Annotated in this window: 19 protein-coding genes and 1 riboswitch; of the genes, 8 read left to right on the plus strand and 11 right to left on the minus strand. The window is 69.4% G+C overall.

Annotation, left to right across the window (positions count from 1 at the left end):
• Positions 1–150: 150 nt before the first annotated feature.
• The 5 genes from smpB to ftsE all read right to left on the minus strand — a co-directional run bounded on the left by smpB (position 151) and on the right by ftsE (position 4,972).
• Positions 151–630 carry an SsrA-binding protein SmpB gene (gene smpB, locus FB381_RS17770; RefSeq protein WP_141781513.1) on the minus strand — a complete coding sequence of 160 codons (480 nt, stop codon included), beginning with the start codon at positions 628–630 and terminating at the stop codon, positions 151–153.
• Between the two features lie 130 nt (positions 631–760).
• Positions 761–1,864: a serine hydrolase domain-containing protein gene (locus FB381_RS17775; protein ID WP_246088173.1), complete on the minus strand. Its 1,104-nt coding sequence runs from the start codon at positions 1,862–1,864 to the stop codon at positions 761–763.
• A gap of 102 nt (positions 1,865–1,966) precedes the next feature.
• Positions 1,967–3,178, minus strand: coding sequence for a M23 family metallopeptidase (locus tag FB381_RS17780; RefSeq protein ID WP_141781514.1), 1,212 nt, complete (start codon positions 3,176–3,178; stop codon positions 1,967–1,969).
• Between the two features lie 119 nt (positions 3,179–3,297).
• Complete coding sequence (gene ftsX / locus FB381_RS17785; RefSeq protein ID WP_141781515.1) at positions 3,298–4,206, minus strand: permease-like cell division protein FtsX; 909 nt, start codon at positions 4,204–4,206, stop codon at positions 3,298–3,300.
• A 76-nt stretch (positions 4,207–4,282) separates the two neighbouring features.
• Complete coding sequence (gene ftsE / locus FB381_RS17790; RefSeq protein ID WP_141781516.1) at positions 4,283–4,972, minus strand: cell division ATP-binding protein FtsE; 690 nt, start codon at positions 4,970–4,972, stop codon at positions 4,283–4,285.
• Between the two features lie 187 nt (positions 4,973–5,159).
• On the opposite strand from ftsE, the gene FB381_RS17795 reads away from it, so the two are divergent.
• Complete coding sequence (locus tag FB381_RS17795; protein ID WP_141781517.1) at positions 5,160–5,777, plus strand: hypothetical protein; 618 nt, start codon at positions 5,160–5,162, stop codon at positions 5,775–5,777.
• Between the two features lie 132 nt (positions 5,778–5,909).
• Here FB381_RS17795 and FB381_RS17800 read toward each other — a convergent pair whose 3' ends face one another.
• The 6 genes from FB381_RS17800 to ligD (FB381_RS17825) form a co-directional block, all read right to left on the minus strand.
• Positions 5,910–6,677, minus strand: coding sequence for an alpha/beta fold hydrolase (locus FB381_RS17800; RefSeq protein ID WP_141781518.1), 768 nt, complete (start codon positions 6,675–6,677; stop codon positions 5,910–5,912).
• Positions 6,678–6,772: 95 nt separating this feature from the next.
• Positions 6,773–7,891 carry a peptide chain release factor 2 gene (gene prfB / locus FB381_RS17805; RefSeq protein WP_141781519.1) on the minus strand — a complete coding sequence of 373 codons (1,119 nt, stop codon included), beginning with the start codon at positions 7,889–7,891 and terminating at the stop codon, positions 6,773–6,775.
• 181 nt (positions 7,892–8,072) lie between these two features.
• The gene (locus FB381_RS17810) at positions 8,073–8,876 is read right to left on the minus strand and encodes a C40 family peptidase (RefSeq protein WP_141781520.1); all 804 of its coding nucleotides are present in this window, start codon (positions 8,874–8,876) and stop codon (positions 8,073–8,075) included.
• 2 nt (positions 8,877–8,878) lie between these two features.
• Positions 8,879–9,044: riboswitch (cyclic di-AMP (ydaO/yuaA leader) on the minus strand.
• Positions 9,045–9,260: 216 nt separating this feature from the next.
• The gene (locus FB381_RS17815; RefSeq protein ID WP_170225214.1) at positions 9,261–9,941 is read right to left on the minus strand and encodes a response regulator transcription factor; all 681 of its coding nucleotides are present in this window, start codon (positions 9,939–9,941) and stop codon (positions 9,261–9,263) included.
• A gap of 14 nt (positions 9,942–9,955) precedes the next feature.
• Positions 9,956–10,873: a non-homologous end-joining DNA ligase gene (gene ligD, locus FB381_RS17820; RefSeq protein WP_141781521.1), complete on the minus strand. Its 918-nt coding sequence runs from the start codon at positions 10,871–10,873 to the stop codon at positions 9,956–9,958.
• On the minus strand, positions 10,873–11,853 hold the full coding sequence (ligD, locus tag FB381_RS17825; RefSeq protein ID WP_141781522.1) for a non-homologous end-joining DNA ligase: 981 nt from the start codon (positions 11,851–11,853) through the stop codon (positions 10,873–10,875). Before ligD (FB381_RS17825) ends, ligD (FB381_RS17820) begins: the two co-directional genes overlap by 1 nt.
• Positions 11,854–11,974: 121 nt before the next feature.
• Here ligD (FB381_RS17825) and ku point away from each other — a divergent pair, with 121 nt between their 5' ends.
• The 7 genes from ku to FB381_RS17860 all read left to right on the plus strand — a co-directional run bounded on the left by ku (position 11,975) and on the right by FB381_RS17860 (position 18,202).
• Positions 11,975–12,832, plus strand: coding sequence for a non-homologous end joining protein Ku (gene ku / locus FB381_RS17830; RefSeq protein ID WP_141781523.1), 858 nt, complete (start codon positions 11,975–11,977; stop codon positions 12,830–12,832).
• A 110-nt stretch (positions 12,833–12,942) separates the two neighbouring features.
• Positions 12,943–13,302: a YciI family protein gene (locus FB381_RS17835; RefSeq protein ID WP_141781524.1), complete on the plus strand. Its 360-nt coding sequence runs from the start codon at positions 12,943–12,945 to the stop codon at positions 13,300–13,302.
• Positions 13,299–14,603, plus strand: a complete 1,305-nt coding sequence (locus FB381_RS17840; protein ID WP_141781525.1) for an RNA polymerase sigma factor — start codon at positions 13,299–13,301, stop codon at positions 14,601–14,603. The genes FB381_RS17835 and FB381_RS17840 overlap by 4 nt, the downstream gene beginning before the upstream one ends.
• 1 nt (position 14,604) lies before the next feature.
• Positions 14,605–15,420 carry an alpha/beta fold hydrolase gene (locus tag FB381_RS17845; protein WP_141781526.1) on the plus strand — a complete coding sequence of 272 codons (816 nt, stop codon included), beginning with the start codon at positions 14,605–14,607 and terminating at the stop codon, positions 15,418–15,420.
• A 69-nt stretch (positions 15,421–15,489) separates the two neighbouring features.
• Entirely contained in the window at positions 15,490–16,128 is a 639-nt protein-coding gene (gene kynB, locus FB381_RS17850; RefSeq protein WP_141781527.1) for an arylformamidase, read from the plus strand.
• Positions 16,125–17,393 (plus strand): kynureninase, encoded by a 1,269-nt coding sequence (gene kynU, locus FB381_RS17855; RefSeq protein WP_141781528.1) that lies wholly within the window; start codon positions 16,125–16,127, stop codon positions 17,391–17,393. The genes kynB and kynU overlap by 4 nt, the downstream gene beginning before the upstream one ends.
• Entirely contained in the window at positions 17,390–18,202 is an 813-nt protein-coding gene (locus FB381_RS17860) for a tryptophan 2,3-dioxygenase (protein WP_141781529.1), read from the plus strand. Before kynU ends, FB381_RS17860 begins: the two co-directional genes overlap by 4 nt.
• Positions 18,203–18,204 lie beyond the last annotated feature (2 nt).

The following is an 18,204-nucleotide window of genomic DNA, read 5'->3' on the forward strand; positions in this document are numbered from 1 at the left end:
GCCGGCACCAGGACAACACTACAGTCCCCGGGCGGCATTCCCCACTTGGTTATCGCCCCATGGCGGGGTCGTCAGCCCGGCCGCCTTCGGCGGCGGGACTTCCTCGCTCGGCGCGAGGGCACGAGCAAGCTCGACCCTCGGCCTCGCTCGTCAGCCCTTCATCCCCTTGAGCTTGCGGCCGACCTCGGCCTCGGCCTCGCGGCGGGCCGTACGCTCGGCGATGGTGTTGCGCTTGTCCCACGCCTTCTTGCCCTTGGCGACGCCGATCTCGACCTTGGCGCGACCGTTCAGGAAGTAGAGCGCGAGCGGGACGACGGTGAGCCCCTTCTCGGAGATCTTGCGCTCGATCTTGTCGATCTCGATGCGGTGCAGGAGCAGCTTGCGCTTGCGGCGGGCGGAGTGGTTGGTCCAGGTGCCGTTGAGGTATTCGGGGATGTGGATCCCGTGGATCCAGGCCTCTCCGCGGTCGATGTCGACGAAGCCGTCGACGAGCGACGCGCGCCCCTCACGCAGCGACTTCACCTCGGTGCCCTGCAGGACCATGCCGGCCTCGTAGGTGTCCTCGATGTGATAGTCGTGTCGCGCCTTCTTGTTCTGCGCGATCATCTTGCGCCCCTGCTCCTTCGCCATTCGTCCATTCTCTCAGGCCCGAGGTCACCAGCGCGAAACGTTTCCCCGCGAGGCACGATGCTGGCCTCACGGGGGCCGTCACACCGGGCCGATCGCACAGAGTCAGCCGCACAGGGTCAGCCGCACAGGGTCAGCCGCACAACGCCTGGTCGATGAACTCCGCTGCCGCGTCGTCGGCGTCCCCCTCGTAGCTCCGGGTCACCGCGAGCGTCGCCTGGCGTCGACCGTCCGCGGTCACGAACGACCAGGTCTGGTAGGCCACGGCGTCACCGTCGTGGCCGTAGACGGGCACACCGCAGGAGGTGTCCTCCCACCGCAGGCCGAGGCCGTACGTCTCCCCCGGGATCCCGGGCGTCTTCATCTCCGCGAGCAGGCGAGCCGGGAGCAGGCGTCCACCGAGCAGCGCGGCGAAGAACCGGTTCAGGTCGCCGGCCGAGGAGACGATCTCGCCGGCTGCCCCGAAGAGCGACGGGTTCATCTCGGTGACGTCGACGAGCTCGGCCGCGCCCTCGACCTGCGCATAGCCGTGCGGATGGGGCCGAGGGATCCACGGCGACGTGCCGGGCAGCATGGTGTGCCGCAGGTGGAGCGGCCCGATGATCCGTCGCTCGATCTCGGCGGCGTAGGTCGCTCCAGTCACCTCCTCGACCACCTGGCCGAGCAGCAGATAACCGGTGCTGGTGTAGGAGAAGGCCGCCCCGGGAGCATGTGTCGGCGGCTGCGCGAGCCCGCGCTCGATCAGGTCCGTCGCGCTCCAGGTGTGCCACCGGTTCTCGACGAACCGCGGGTCGGGCGGCAGGGGCAGGGTCCGAACGACGTCGTAGAGGCCGCTCGTGTGTGCGAGCAGCTGGCGCAGCGTGATCCGGTCGCCTCCGGGCACCACCCCGGGCAGCCATCGCTCGATCGAGTCGTCGAGCCGAAGCCTGCCTTCGCCCACGAGCTGCAGCACGACGGTGGCCAGGAACGACTTCATGACGCTGCCGGCCCGGAAGCTGCCCCTCACCGGCACCTCACGTGACGTGCCGATCTCGGCGACCCCGCTGGTGCCCCGCCAGACGCCCCGATCGGTGCGCACCTCCGCGAGCGCACCGATCGCGCCGGCGGGAACGACGTCGTCGAGACGCCGCTGCAGGGCGTCTCGATCCTCACCGGCGTACGCGGCCGACGGCACCATCGCCGTCGACGACGCCAGCACCGCGGCCAGCGCAGCCACCAACCCGAGTCTCGCTCGCACCATCACAACCTCCGCAGATCGGTTGCTGATGAGTGTTCGCCACAGCTGCGCCCACCCACATCGGGGATCGCACCCAGCCGACCCGCGCGTTCGACGCCGGCCTCAGCCGCCGATGAGAGGCATCGGGTCGACGGGCGTGCCGTCGCGCAGCATCGTGAAGTGCAGGTGGCAGGCGGTGGACCAGCCGGTGGTGCCGGCGAAGGCGACGGTCTCCCCACGACCGACGGTGCCCGAGCGCTTCGCATAGCTGGAGATGTGGTTGTAGACGGCGGTGTAGGAGTGGCCGTTGACGTTGCCGAGGAACAGGTGGAGCCGGTTGCCCCACACGCTCGAGAACGCGGTCGAGATGATCCGGCCCGACCCGACGGCCTGCAGCGGACGACCGCAGGGGGCGTGGAAGTCGGTGCCGTTGTGCAGCGCGACGTAGCCGTAGATCGGGTGCTTGCGTACGCCGTAGGGAGAGGTGATGTAGGTGTCTGCCACGGGGGCCGCGAACAGGCCGCCGACCGACCCGACGTTGCGGTCGGCGCCGGCCGCCGCGAGCGCCCGGATCTTCTGGCGCAGCGACGACTCCTCGCCCTGCAGCTTCTTCAGCTCGGCGGCATCGGCCGCCTTCGCCGCCTCCGCCGACTGCTTCGCCCGGGCCGCCTTCTGCGTCAGCGCCGACATCTCGGTGTGGGCGCGCGCAGCCTGGTCCCGCAGCGAGTCGACCTCGGCGACCAGCTCGCGCGCCTTCTTCTCCTTGGCCGCGATCGCCGCCGTCGCCTTCTGCACCTCGCCCTCGCGCACGACGAGCATCGTCTCGGTCGCCTCCATTCGCTGCAGGGTGGCGTCCTGGCCGGCGGCGGCCGCGTCGGCGTACGTCTGCTGGCGCATCAGGTCGTCTACCGAGCCGCCGGAGAGGAGCGTCGCGGCCTGGGAGAGCCGCGGGTCTCCCCCGGTGAACCGGGTCAGGATCTCGTCGCGCATCTCCTCGCGCTGAGCCTTCACCTCGGCCTCGCCCTCGGCGAGCTGCTCGCGTGCCTGCGCGAGCAGCGCCTTCTGCTCGCTCAGCTCGGCCTCCAGCCGGGTGTGGGCGGCCTGCACCTCACCGAGGCGGGTGTTGAGCTGCTCGAGCCGTGTGCGGGCCCCGTCGAGCTTCTTCTGAGCCGCGGCGTACGTCGCCGATGCCTCGCGCAGACCGGCGCTGGAGTGCTCGAGGTCCTCCTCGGCAGCCTTCTGGCTCTGCTGGACCTCTCGCTTCTCCTTCTCCAGGCGGTCCTTCTCGTCGGCGGAGGACGGCGGCGCGGGCGAGAGCAGCACGGCAGCCGCCACGACACAGCTCAGCGCAGCCGCGATCCGGCGCGCACGGGGACTGCTGAGACGAGGGCAGCGCACAGGGCATCTCCGGTCTGCTGGGGAAGAGAAGACGCCCAGACGCTAGGGGATCCGCGTCAGACCTTGATGTATTTCCTCGTGAGCAGGAGTGTCGGCACCAGGGTGAGCAGGATGCCCAGCACGGCGACGATCGCGAAGGAGCTGAAGAACTCCTCCCAGCCGACCCACTGGGTCACCGAGGTGGCGGAGAGCCGCTGCTCGACGCCGAAGTACATCACCGAGGCCAGCGCGACCCCGGACAGCGCGATGCCGACCAGCGCCACCACCAGCGACTCCAGGAGGAAGGGCAGCGCGATATAGAGCGTGGAGGCACCGACCAGGCGCATGATCCCGATCTCCCTGCGGCGGGCGAACGCCGCCAGCCGGATGGTGTTGGCGACCAGCAGCAGGGCGGCGATGACCAGCACGATCGCACCGACGAGCGCCGCACTCTGCAGCCCGTCGACAGCCGCGAGGATGGGCCCGGTGACCTCGTGGACGTCACCGACATGGTCGACTCCGTCGAGGCCCGCCACCGCCTCGATGATCTCGGCGGAATGGTGCGGGTCGGTCATCGTGACCCAGTAGGACTCCCACATGTCACTGGACTTCACCACCGGGTCGGGGCCACTGACGCCTTCGACATCGAGAGCCTGCAGCCGCTCGTAGGCCTGCTTCTGGCTCTCCTCCTCGACCTTGTCGACATACCTGTTGTCGTCGAGGGCGGCGGTGATGACTTCCTTCTGGCTGTCGTCGACGGCGCCGGCACAGTGCGGGTTGCGGTCGTTGGCGCCGTTGCACAGGTAGAGGGTGATCTGCAGCTCGTCGCCCCAGACCTCCTCGGTGAGCTGGGCCTGCTCGCGCAGCAGGAGCCCGACGCCGGCCAGAGTGAGCGAGACGAGCAGGGTCAGGGCCACCGCGACGTGCATCGACAGGTTGCGGCGGAGCCCCTGCTGGAGCTCGGTGAAAACGTAACGCAGCTGCATGGCGGGTCGAGGACCCTTTCTAGTCGTAGAGCCTGGTCGTGGGCGAGGTCAGGACGCGGGCGTCAGAACTGTTGCCTCAGAATTGGGCACCGTAGCCACCCTGGACCTGGTCGCGGACGACATGTCCGTGCTCGAGCTCGATGACGCGCTTACGCATCTGGTCGACCATGGTGACGTCGTGGGTCGCCATCACGATGGTGGTGCCGGACCGGTTGATGCGGTCGAGCAGACGCATGATGCCGACGGTGTTCGTGGGGTCGAGGTTTCCGGTCGGCTCGTCGGCGATGAGGATCATCGGCCGGTTGATGAAGGCCCGGGCGACGGCCACTCGCTGCTGCTCACCACCGGAGAGCTCGTCGGGCATCCGCTCGCCCTTGCCGTCGAGCCCGACCAGCTCGAGCGTCTCCGGCACGCGCTGCCGGATCTCACGGCTGGAGTGACCGGTGACCTGCATCGCGAACGCGACGTTCTCGGCGACGGTCTTGTTGGCGAGGAGACGGAAGTCCTGGAAGATCGTGCCGACCTGGCGACGCAGCCGCGGCACCTTCCAGCCGGCGAGCCGGTTGATCTCCTTGCCGGCGACGTAGACCCGACCGCTGGTCGGGCGCTGCTCGCGCAGCATCAGCTTGAGCGCCGTCGACTTTCCCGAGCCCGACTGGCCCACGAGGAAGACGAACTCCCCCTTCTGGATGTCGATCGACAGGCTGTTGAGGGCAGGTCGTGCCTGCCCTGGATAGGCCTTGCTGACCTTCTCGAAGCGGATCACCGGACCGAGGGTAGTGCAACCGTGGTCAACCACCGAGCCGGGACCGCCACCGGACCACCACCGGCCCTCCGCCGGCGCTCAGCAGGGCCTCCACCGGACCTGCAGACTCCCAGATCGACCCTCCCGACGCCCGTACGGACGGCTCGCGACTTCGGCGATGAGATACCTGCCCCTGTACTCTGACCAGGTGGGTTCTGTAGGCCGGATACTGATAGGTGCAGTCATCCTGACCGCGATCGCGGTCGGGATCGGCGTGCTCACCCTGAAAGACGACAAGCCGAAGACCACCGAGGTGAAGGGCGACCTCAGCACCGCTGACACCACCACCATGCACGTACGCCGTGGCGCGTTCTGCGACCGCGTCGCGAAGGCAGACGTGAGCGATGCCCTCGGCGGCGCCGCGTCCGAGAAGAAGGCCTACAACGACGGCGACCAGACCACCATCTCCGGCGACGTCAGTGACGTCGCCCAGGAGTACGGGTGCATCTGGACCGGCCCGAAGGACTCGGCCACCTCCGCCCGCGCCTGGGTCTTCGCACCGCCGGTCACCAAGGACTGGGCCACTCAGATGACCAAGAGCGTGCCGAAGGGCTGCAAGGCCGCGGCGAAGCCCGCCTATGGCAAGCCGTCGGTCGCTCTGACCTGCACCGACTCGAAGAAGCAGCCGAAGGCGATGTTCCGCGGCCTCTTCGGCGACGCCTGGCTCTCCTGCGAGCTCACAGGCAAGGCCGGCGAGTCGGCCGCGAGCCTTCAGAAGCGCGCGTCCCGCTGGTGCCTGGTCACTGCCGACGCGGCCTCGGCCTGAGACGACGCCCCGAATGCGGGCCCGCCACGGCGAGCCGTTTGCACTTCCTTAAAGTCTAGTGCTTTAATCGACTTAGTCGCTCGGGTCGGGTAGGCACCTCACCGGGCGACGCGCGACGCCGCGGACACTGAGTCAGAGCAGTTCCTGTCGGCGAGCGGGTGGGGTCCTTAGGGATGGGGATCCCACCCGCGACGCGATCCACGACAAGACGGTCTCGGCGAACTCGGCGGGCTGGTTGCGGTGCACGAAGTGACCGACGTCGAAGCAGACCAGGTCGGAGATCGGGATCCGCCGGGCGACGTCCTCGAGCTCGGCCCGAGGGATATGGCTGTTGCCGCCGCCCGCGACCACCAGGGTCGGCATCGGCAGCACGCTGAGCTGCTCCCACATCCACTCGTCGCGGATCGTGGCCTCGACCATCAGCGCCGCGACGCACTCCCAGTCGTGGGCGACCGGCTTGCCCAGACGCCCGGGCCGCTTGCGATCACGCTCGGACGACGGCGGCGCACCGTCCTCGATGACCAGGCCGGCGACCAGATCGGGCCGGTGCATGGCCACCAGCAGCGCGACGACGCTCCCGGCGGAGTGGCCGACGAGGACCGCACCGGAGATGCCGAGCTCGTCCATCGCGACGATGATGTCGTCGGCGATGAGCCGGAGGGAGTATTCCGAGGCCCAGTCCGTCTCGCCGTGGCCGCGCAGGTCGAAGGCGTAGGTGCGGTGAGCCGCGGCAAGTCTGGGTATGACGCTCCGCCACCGCTTCGCGGTGCCCCCGAGCTCGTGCAGCAGGACCATCGGGACTCCGTGCTCAGGGCCGTGCACGTCATAGACGTACGTCGCCCCTCGGCCCGGCAGCGGCAGCCTGGTGCGCGTGGGCACCGGCATCAGTTCAATCGTCACGTTCAGCAGTGTGAGCCCGCGCGGGCGCGGCTCAAAGCACCGCCACCACCCAATCTCGAAACAGTCTCACTTCAAGATCCGGGCGACGGCGTAGGTCAGTTCTGCTCGGCCTTCTCCGCGCCCCGGCGCCAGCGGATGCCGGCCTCCAAGAACCCGTCGATGTCGCCGTCGAAGACCGCCTGCGGGTTGCCGACCTCATGGGTCGTACGCAGGTCCTTGACGATCTGGTAGGGGTTGAGCACGTAGTTGCGCATCTGGTCGCCCCAGGATGCGGCGACGTCGCCCTTGAGCTCCTTGAGCTGCGCCTCCTCCTCGGCCTTCTTCAGCGCGAGCAGCTTGGCCTTGAGCACGATCATCGCGGCGGCCTTGTTCTGCAGCTGCGACTTCTCGTTCTGGCAGGACACGACCGTGCCGGTCGGGATGTGGGTCAGGCGCACCGCCGAGTCGGTGGTGTTGACCGACTGGCCACCGGGGCCCGAGGAGCGGTAGACGTCGACCTTGATGTCGTTCTCGTCGAGGTCGATCTCGTCGGTCTGCTCCAGCACGGGCACGACCTCGACGGCGGCGAAGGAGGTCTGGCGGCGGCCCTGGTTGTCGAAGGGGCTGATCCGCACCAGGCGGTGGGTGCCGGCCTCGACGGACAGGGTGCCGTAGGCGTATGGAGCGTGGACCGCGAAGGTGGCGGACTTCAGTCCGGCCTCCTCGGCGTAGGAGGTGTCGAAGACCTCGACCGGGTACTTGTTGCGCTCGGCCCAGCGGACGTACATCCGCATCAGCATCTCGGCGAAGTCGGCGGCGTCGACGCCACCGGCGCCGGAGCGGATCGTGACCAGAGCCTCGCGGGCGTCGTACTCCCCCGAGAGCAGCGTGCGGATCTCCAGGCTCTCGACGGCCTTCTTGATCCGGCCGAGCTCGGCCTCGGACTCGGCCAGCGTGTCGGCGTCGCCCTCCTCCTGCGCCATCTCGACCATCAGCTCGAGGTCGCCGATGCGGGTGTCGAGCTCGGTGAACTTGTTGAGCTCACCCTGCAGCAGGGAGAGGCGGCCGGTGACGCGGGTGGCGTTGTCCTGGTCGTCCCAGAGGTCGGGCGCGGCGACCTGGTCGCCGAGGTCGGCGATCTCCTTGCGCATCGCGTCCAGGTCCAGCACCTGGCCGATGGTCTGCATCGTTGCCTGGAGCTGCTTGATCTCGGTGTCGAATTCGGGGCCTGCCACGACTGCAAGGCTACCCGTCCCGTGGTGCCGCACCCGATTCGCGGTGACAACGGCGCTCCCGGACTGCACTCGCGGACTGCACTCCCGGAAATGCGCTCGACCTCCGGCTCAGAGCCGGAGGTCGAGCACCAGGGGGATTTTCAGTTGGAACCCACGAACGGATCCAGAGGGGTCAGGCCGATCAGGCGGCCTGGTGGACCGAGCCGGCGAACCAGCCGTCCCACGCAGGCTCTTCGCGAACCTGGGCGCCCGGCTTCGGGGCGTGCAGCATGATCGCTTGGCCGTTCTCCCAGCGCAGGAAGATGCCGACGTGGTAGACGGGGTCACCGAAGAAGATCAGGTCGCCGCGCTTGACCTGGTCGTTCGGGATGGTCGGCAGCGAACCTGCCTGCGCCCCCGAGACCCGCGGCAGCTCGATGCCGGCGGCACCGTAGGCGTACTGCGTCAGACCCGAGCAGTCGAACGAGTCCGGACCGGTGGCGCCCCAGACGTAGGGGTCACCGATCTGCTCCGAGGCGACGCTGATGGCCTTCTCGATCTTGCCGGACTGGCTCTCGGCGTACGCCTTGGCCGCGGCCTCTTCCTTCTTCTTCTCCTCCGCGGCCTTCTTGGCCGCGATGGCTGCCTGGCGCTTGGCCTCGGCGGCCTTGCGGGCCGCCTCCGCCTTGCGCTGCTGCTCGTCGACCGCGCGGTCGAGCTGCTTGATGTCGGTCACCATCGCAGCCGGGGTGGCGGTGGGCTCCATGACCGGAGCCTCGACGACGGTGGCCGACGCGACGGTCGACTCATGGGTGACCGGGGCGGCGTTGGCCGCGGGCACCGCTACGAGGGCGCCAGCGGCGATCCCGCTGGCCAGGGTGACCCGGCCGGCGAGCTTGCCGTGGCCGTTGAGGGACCCTGCGATCGTCCGGGCGATCGAGACGTTGGGCGTCCGGAACGGACGTGGTGCGCCCCGATGGGCAGGACGAGATACGGACTTGGACATGCGTGAGTTCCTTCCCACGCCTACGAGGTGAGCTGTCGGGTTCGGGCTGAAAGGTGCCCGGTCATCCGTGGATGACTTCACCCCAAGCGACTGTCCGAGTTAGCCGCGTAATACTTGGGTCCCCCGCTCCTGTCCCATCGTGCTGCTGGGTGTGAGGGTAAGAGTTGAGTAGTTGGGGCCGGCGTCCGGAGGGACAGGATTGGGCGTGTGCCGGAGCCGGTCGTGCGTCGTGCACGGCTCATCAAAGGTGACACGCCGCCAAAGCCGGATCCAATCGCCAGAGGCAGATTCCGTACGCAGAGCCCGTTCTCACGCCTGATTTCGCCCTCTCAGGTGAGCCATCTCACGCGTTGGACACCTGTTCTGACGCCTTTTCGGCTGCGGCTACTCCGCCGCCTCGAGCCTGAAACCGACGCCGCGGACCGCGACGACCTTCTCCAGCACACCGGCTGCCTCGAGCTTCTGACGCAGGCGTCCGACGGTGACGTCGAGGGTCTTGGTCGAGCCGTACCAGTTCTCGTCCCACACCTCGGCCATCAGCCGGTCGCGGGAGACCACCTTGTCGCGGGAGGCGGCCAGGACGGCCAGGAGCGCGAACTCCTTGCCGGTCAGGGCGACCTCGCGGTCACCGGCGTAGACCCGGTGGGCGGCCACGTCGATGCGCAGGGCATCGTCGTCGTCACCGGGCTCGACCGGGCCCGAGCGGCGCAGCAGCGCACGGACCCGCGCCTGCAGCACGGCCAGCGCGAACGGCTTGGCCAGGTAGTCGTCGGCCCCGGCGTCGAGCCCGACGACCAGGTCGATCTCGGCGTCGCGGGCGGTGAGGATCATGATGCCGCCCTCGTAGCCGTTGTCGCGCACGGCCTTGCAGACCTCCAGCCCGTCCATGTCGGGAAGGCCGAGGTCGAGCAGCACGAGCTCGGCCTCGTAGGGCGGCGCCAGCAGCTCCAACGCCTTCTTGCCGGAGTCGACCCAGGTGACGTCATAGCCCTCACGCTGCAGCGTGCGCACCAGCGGAGCGGCGATGTCCTCTTGGTCTTCTACGACGAGCACGGAGTTAGACATGAGGAGAACAATAGTTAGGGGCCTGTAGGACTTGTGAAGGGATCCCCTGAAACTGATACCCGCGTGATCACATCGTTAGGTCCCAGTTGCTCGATTCCCAGGGGATCTTCGGCTCCGCTCTCGACCTCCTGCCAGGTGATCGGTGCCGCGACCTTCGGGATCTCCTTGCCTCGCAGCGAGTAGGGGCAGATCGTCGTCTTGGAGCCAGAATTCTGTGACCAGTCGAGAAATACCTTCCCTGACCTGCGGCTTTTCGTCATCGTCGCGGTCACCTTGGTCGGGTTGGCCTTCTGCAGCTCCTCGGCGATCTCCTTGGCCAGCGCCGTGGCGACCTCAGGCTCGACGGGCTCCGGCAGAGCGGCGTAGAGGTGCAAGCCCTTGCTCCCGCTGAGCACCGGCGTCGCGGCGAGGCCACGCTCGCCGAGGGCGTCGCGCACCAGCAGCGCGACCTGGCAGCACTCCTGGAGGCCGGCCGGTTCGCCGGGATCGAGGTCGATCACGATCCGGTCGGCACCTGCCGGGGTGCCGTCGCCGTCGACCGTCCACTGGTGGACGTGCAGCTCCAGCGCGGAGAGGTTGGCGGCCCAGGTGAGCGCCGCGAGACTGTCGAGGATCGGGAAGGTGAGCGTGCCTTCTTGGTGGTCTGCCGTACGTGACCCGGTGGTCGGGACGGTGACGGTGCGGACCCAGCTCGGGGTGCCCGCGGGTGCGTTCTTCTCGAAGAACGACATGTCGCCGATGCCGTGCGGCCAGCGGATCCTCGTCACGGCGCGGTCCTGGAGCTGCGGGAGGAGCACCGGCGCGACCTGGGCGTAGTAGTTGAGCACCTCGCCCTTGGTCATGCCGGTGCGCGGGTAGAGGACCTTGCTGAGGTTGGTCAGGGTCAGGACCCTGCCGTCGACCTCGACGCGTACCTCTTCTCGTTCGACCATCACAGATCCTTCGGCTCGATGTCGTCGCGGATGCCGATGAAGCTCGGCTGCCGCAGCCGGCCCTTGTACGTCGCGGCGGCGACGGCGCTGCCATGGGTCTCGACCTCGACCACGAGGAGCGGCTCGACCCAGTGGGTGCCGCGGGCATCCTCCGGAGGCACTCCCCCGTCGCGGTCGACGTCGGGCCCGGCGAACGGGCTGCGCGGCGTCTCGCGGAGGAGCTCGGCGAGACGCCGGCCCCGCTTGCCGCCGATGCCGCTGCCGACCCGCCCGCGGTAGACCAGCCCGTCGGGTGTCGGCTGTCCGACGAGCAGGGCGCCGAGCCGCTCGGTGCCTCCCTCGGTGCCCACCTCCGGTCGCCAGCCGCCGACCACGAGCGAGGCACGGTAGCGGTGGGCCAGCTTCACCCAGTCCTTGGTGCGCTCCCCCGGCCGGTAGCGGCTGCTGCGGCGCTTGGACACGATCCCCTCCAGGCCCTGCTCCCGCGTCACCGCGTGCAGCATCTGGCCGTCGTCGTAGGTCTGCGGCACCTGCCAGCTGGACAGGTCGCCGCTCTCGACGAGCCGCTCGAGGATCTTGCGGCGCTCGGCCCACGGCTCCTCGACGAGCAGCCGTCCGTCGAGCCGGAGCAGGTCGAAGACCATGTAGGTCGCCGGGATCCGCTCCGCGAACCGCGCCGCGCGGCGGGCGTCGCGGTTGTGCATCCGGTCCATCAGCACCCGGAAGTCGGGCAGCCCGGCGTCGTTGAGCGCGATCACCTCACCGTCGACGACGACATCGCGTTCCGGGCCCGTCGCGATCTCGGGCCAGGCGGGGGTGGCGTCGTTGCCGTTGCGCGTGACGAGTCGGGTCTGCGTACGTCCTTCCTCGGACGCGCCGAGGAGCCGGATGCCATCCCACTTGACCTCATGGACCCATGCGTCACCCAGGGGCGGGTGGTCACCGGGGGTGGCCAGCATGGGACGCAGCATCGGGGGCATGTGCCCATCTTGCTTCATCTCGCGGTTGGCCGTGGCGGCTCTGACGTGGGTGAATGGGGTACCGGTATCACCAGATCCGACAGATACTTGGTGGACTCATCCAACTGACGAGGGGGTCGGCATGCGCGCGATCTGGAAGGGCGCTGTCTCGTTCGGGCTGGTCAGCGTGCCTGTGAAGCTCTACTCGGCGACCGAGTCGCACGACGTCTCCTTCCGGCAGGTGCACGTCGCCGACGGCGGCCGGATCCGCTATCAGCGGATCTGTTCGATCGACGGCGAGGAGGTGCCCTACTCCGAGATCGCGAAGGGCTACGAGACCGAGGACGGCGAGATGGTCGTGCTCACCGACGACGACTTCGCCAACCTGCCCACGACCTCCTCGCGCGAGATCGCGGTGGAGAAGTTCGTGCCGGCCGACCAGATCGACCCGATGCTCTTCGAGAAGAGCTACTACCTCGAGCCGGAGAACACCGGGGTCAAGCCCTACGCGCTGCTGCGCCAGGCGCTCCGCGACGCCGACCGGGTCGCGTTGGTGACCGTCGCGCTGCGCCAGCGCACCACGGTCGCCGCCCTGCGGGTGCGCGAGACCGACAACGGCGACGTGATCGTGCTGCAGACGATGATGTGGCCCGACGAGATCCGGGTGCCCGACTTCAACGTCGACGCCGGCGAGATCAAGGACTCCGAGATCAAGATGGCCAACATGCTCGTCGAGACCCTGGCCGGCGACTTCCACGCCGAGGAGTTCTCCGACGACTACGCCGACGCCGTCGACGCGATGGTGAAGGCCAAGATCGAGGGCGGCGAGGTGGAGCGCACGCCCACTTCCACCAAGACCTCCGGCGAGGTCGTCGACCTGCTCGCCGCGCTGCAGCGCTCCGTCGCGGCGGCGAAGAAGTCGCGCGGCGAGCCCAGCGATGACGAAGGAAGCCCGGACGAGGCCGAGGAGAAGAAGGCCAAGAAGTCGAAGGCGTCCTAGCGACACGTACCGAAAACTCTGGGTGCGGTCGTGTCGAAAGCGGCAGGCTCTTCTCGACGCGTAGGCGACGACGCGCGACGGACGCGTCGCCGACCCGCTAGGAGAAGCAGATGCGCTACATGATGTTCGTGAAGATGGACCCGAACGCTGGGCCGCCGCCGGCAGCACTGATGGAGGCGGTCGAGACCGAGATCCAGCAGCAGTACGCCGACGGCATCCTGCTCGACGCCGACGGGCTCGGCCCCGCGGTGGAGATCCGGCTGAACGCCGGCGAGGTGACCCACGTCGACGGGCCGTTCGCCGAGGCCAAGGAGGTGGCCGGCGGGTTCTCGCTCTTCGAGGTGCGCTCGGAGGAGGAGGCCCTCGAGCTCGGCCGCCGGATGGTCCAGCTCCACGTCGACCTGTGGCCCGGGCAGGACGTCACCGTCGAGATGCGGCCGTTGTTCGGTCCGCCGGCCCCGGCTGAATGAGCTCACCCACCGACGACGCGATCCTCGCGGTCTGGCGCAACGAGTCCGTACGCCTCCTCGCCGGCCTGGCGCGGATGACGCACGACCTCGACCTGGCCGAGGACCTCGCTCAGGATGCTCTCGTCGCGGCCCTGGAACAGTGGCCGCGCGAGGGCATCCCCCGCAACCCCGGCGCGTGGCTGATGTCGATCGCGAAGCGGCGCGCGATCGACGGCTTCCGCCGCGACGAGGTGCTGCGCCGCAAGGTCGCCCTGCTGGGCCACGAACTGGAGGAGGGTGAGATGCCTGACCTGGCTGCCGCGGTCGACCACATCGAGGACGATGTGCTGCGACTGATGTTCCTCTCCTGCCACCCGGCGCTCGCGCCCGACTCCCGCACGGTGCTCACGCTGCGGCTGGTGGGCGGGCTGACGACCGCCGAGATCGCCCGGGCCTACTTCGCCAAGGAGTCGGCCGTCGGCCAGCGGATCTCGCGGGCCAAGCGCACCCTGGCCGAGGCCGGGGCGTCGTTCGAGCTGCCGGTGGGCGCGGAGCGGGCCTCACGCATGCGCGAGGTGATGCAGACGATCTATCTCGTCTTCAACGAGGGCTACACGGCCACCGCGGGGCCCTCGTGGACCCGGCCCGAGCTGTGCCTGGAGGGCATGCGGCTGGCCAGGATGCTGGCCGCGCTCGCTCCCGGCGACCCCGAGGCGCAGGCGCTGCAGGGGCTGCTGGAGATCCAGGGGTCACGGCTGGTGGCCCGGGCCGACGCTTCGGGGAAGCCGGTGCTGCTCGAGGATCAGGACCGCACCCGCTGGGACCAGCTCCTGCTGCGCCGCGGCCTCGCCGCGGTCGAGCGGGCGACGGCGCTGGCCACCTCCGGCATCCCCGGCGGGAGCTATCTGGTGCAGGCGATGATCGCCGCCTGCCACGGCCGCGCCCGGCGCGCGGAGGAGACCGACTGGGCCGAGATCGCCCGGCTCTACGACCTCCTCGCCTCCGGTGCTCCCGGTGCCGTCATCGAGGTCAACCGGGCGGTCGCCCACGGGCGCGCGTTCGGGCCCGAGGCGGGTCTCGCGATCCTGGCGGCACTCCCCGACGGGGCTCTTGCGGGCTCACACCTGCCCAGCGGCGTACGCGGGGATCTGCTGCATCGCGCCGGGCGGCATCTCGAAGCCGCGGCGGCGTTCGCCGAGGCGGCCTCGCTGACCACCAACGCCGACGAGCGATCGTTGCTCGAAAGTCGTGCGACCGCGTGTCGAAACCACGCGGTCCCGTCCGACGCGTCAGTATCGACCACCTCTGGATCAGGAGACTGACATGACCACGACCACCACCTCTGCCGACGGCTCCACCATCGCCTACGACGTCACCGGGACCGGTCCGGCGCTCGTGCTCGTCGACGGCGCCCTGTGCTACCGCGAGATGGGCCCCTCGAAGGACCTCGCGGCGGCGCTGTCCGACCGATTCACCGTCTACCGCTACGACCGTCGCGGCCGCGGCGAGAGCACCATCGCCACCGACGCCACACCGGGCACCACCGAGGCGGTCGAGCAGGAGGTCGCCGACCTCGGCGCGGTCATCAAGGCCGCCGGCGGCCATGCGTATCTGCTCGGCCAGAGCTCCGGCGCCGCCCTGGCGCTGGAGGCTGCTCGCGCCGGGCTGCCGATCGATGCGGTCGTGGCCTACGAGGCGCCGTTCATCCTCGACGACACCCAATCCCCCAACGACGCCGATCTCGGCGACCGGGTCGCCCGGCTGGTGAAACGCGGCAAACGGGCCGCGGCCGTCGACCTGTTCATGCGCACCGTCGGGGTGCCGTGGCTGATGGTCAAGGTGATGCGGCTGACGCCGGTGTTCCGGAAGCTGTCGGCGGTGGCGCACACGCTGCCCTACGATGTCTCGATCGTGCTGCCCTTCCAGCAGGGGATGGCGCTGCCGAAGGGCTACTACGAGGGCGTGAAGGTGCGCGTGTTGTCCGTGGCCGGGAGCAAGAGCCCGACGTATATGACCAACGCCCAGCAGGCGATCTCCCAGGCCATCCCGGACGGGCGCTACGTGGTGCTCGACGGGCAGAACCACATGGTCAAGGCGTCGGCGCTGGCCCCGGTCTCAGCAGAGTTCTTCACCGCCTGACGCCGAGTCCGCGCTTCGCGCGGTTACTCCCTCGCTCGGCGCTTCAGGGGGTCATCTAGGCTGCGGAGCATGGCGCAGCTGTGGGACATCTCACCACCCGTTCACGCATCCTCGCCGGTCTTCCCCGGCGATCACGCCACCGAGGTGGGGTGGACCTTCCGGATCGGACCCGGCTGCCCGGTCAACGTCGCCGAGATCTCGGTGTCGGCGCACGTCGGCGCGCACGCGGACGCTCCGCTCCACTTCACCGACGACGGCACGCCCGCCGGCGAGATGGCGCTGGAGCCGTTCCTCGGGCGGTGCCGGGTCATCGACGTCGCGGGGGTGCGTCCGCTGGTCACCGTCGACGACGTCGACGTCACCGACCTGCCGCCGCGCGTGCTGTTCCGGACGTACGAGGTCCAGCCGGCGACCTGGGACGACGACTTCTGCGCGCTCGACCCGGCGCTGATCGACCTCCTGGCCGCCCACGGCGTACGCCTGGTCGGCACCGACGCGGCCAGCCTCGACCCGTCCTCCTCCAAGGACCTGCCGGCCCACTTCGCGACCCATCGTCACGACGTACGCATCCTGGAGAACCTGCTGCTCGACGACGTCCCCGCGGGCGACTACGAGCTGATCGCGCTCCCCCTCAAGCTCACCACCGCCGACGCCGCGCCCGTGCGCGCCGTGCTCCGGGCGCTCCCCACCCAGGAAGGTGCCGCATGAACCGCGACGACGCCGTCGCTCTCGACCGGACCGACCCGCTGGCCCCGCTGCGGGACCTCTTCGACCTGCCCGAGGGCACGATCTACCTCGACGGCAACTCGCTCGGGGCGCTCCCCCGCACCACCGCCGGCCGGGTGGCCGAGGTGGTCACCCAGGAGTGGGGACAGGGGCTGATCGGATCCTGGAACACCGCCTCCTGGATCAGCCTGCCCCAGCGGGTCGGCGACAAGGTCGCCCGGATCGTCGGCGCAGGTCAGGGCGAGGTCGTAATCGCCGACTCGACCTCGCTCAACGTCTACAAGGTGCTCGCCTCGGCGCTCTCGATGGCCGCTGCCGACTCCCCCGACCGCACGGTCGTGGTCAGCGAGCGCAGCAACTTCCCGACCGACCTCTACATCGCCTCCTCGCTGTGCCGCGAGCGTGGCTACGAGCTGGTGCTGGTCGACTCTCCGGACGAGATCGAGGGGCTGCTGGATCGCACCGCGGTGCTGATGCTGACCGAGGTCAACTACCGCACCGGCTACCTGCACTCGATGGCCTCGGTGACGGCGGCAGCCCACGAGCACGGCGCGCTCGTCGTCTGGGACCTGTGCCACTCGGCCGGCGCGGTGCCGGTCGACCTGGGTGGCGCCGACGCCGACTTCGCGATCGGCTGCGGCTACAAGTTCCTCAACGGCGGTCCGGGATCGCCCGCGTTCCTGTGGGTCAACCCACGCCACGTCGCCCGGTTCGAGCAGCCGTTGTCAGGCTGGATGGGGCATGCGGCACCGTTCGAGATGTCACCGGGCTACCGTCCGGCCGAGGGGGTCTCGCGCTACCTGTCCGGCACCCCGGCCGTCATCGGCATCTCGGCCCTGGAGTGCGGTGTGGACACGGTGCTCGCCGCCGAGGCGTACGGCGGGCTGCCGGCGCTCCGGGAGAAGTCGCTCGCGCTGACCCGGCTCTTCGCCGACCTGGTCGCCGCCCGGTTGCCCGGGTTCACGATCGAGTCGCCGCTGGACGACGCCCAGCGTGGCAGCCAGCTGTCGCTGAGCGTCGGCGACGGCGCGTACGCGATCGTGCAGGCGCTCATCGAGCGCGGTGTCGTCGGCGACTTCCGAGCAGGGCCCAAGAATTCAACACAGCCCGACATCCTGCGGTTCGGCGTGACCCCGCTCTACACCCGCTACGTCGACATCTGGGACGCCGTCGACCACCTGGTCGCGGTGATGGACAACGAGGAATGGCGCGCCGAGCGCTTCGCGACCCGAGGAGCAGTGACATGAGCAGCGAGACCGACGGGGCGCAGGACCTTCCGATGGACTACTCCGACTATCTCCATCTGCCGGAGGTGCTCGGCGCGCAGCATCCGCTCTCGGGCGATCACCACGAGATGCTCTTCATCGTGCAGCACCAGGCGATGGAGCTGTGGATGCGGCTGGCGCTGCACGAGCTGACCGAGGCGCAGCGGCTGATCTCGGCCGACGAGGTGCGGCCGGCGTTCAAGGGGCTGGCCCGGGTCTCGCGGATCATGGAGCAGCTCGTGCACGCCTGGGACGTGCTCTCCACGCTGACTCCGACCGAGTACGACAAGTTCCGCCCCTATCTGGCCACCGGGTCCGGTTTCCAGTCGTGGCAGTACCGCTGCATCGAGTTCGCGCTCGGCAACAAGGCGGCCTACACGCTCCGGGTGCACGAGGGCCGGCCGCACGAGCAGGATGTGCTGGGTGCCTACGGACGGCCCTCGCTCTACGACGAGTCGCTGCGCCTGCTGGCCCGGCGCGGCTTCGAGATCCCGGCCGACCATCTCGACCGGGACTGGAAGCAGGAGTACGCCGCCTCCGACGCCGTCGAGGCCGCCTGGGGCGAGGTCTACCGCGACCCCGAGAAGCACTGGGACCTCTACGAGCTCGGCGAGGAGCTCACCGACCTGGAGACCGCTTTCCGGGTCTGGCGGTTCCGGCACGTGACCACGGTCGAGCGCATCATCGGCTTCAAGCCCGGCACCGGCGGCACCTCCGGCGTCTCCTACCTGCGCAAGCAGCTCGACATCATCCTGTTCCCCGAGCTGTGGGCGATGCGTACGGGGCTGTAGCG

Origin of the sequence: Nocardioides albertanoniae, assembly GCF_006716315.1 — a bacterium.
Classification (GTDB): Bacteria; Actinomycetota; Actinomycetes; order Propionibacteriales; family Nocardioidaceae; genus Nocardioides; species Nocardioides albertanoniae.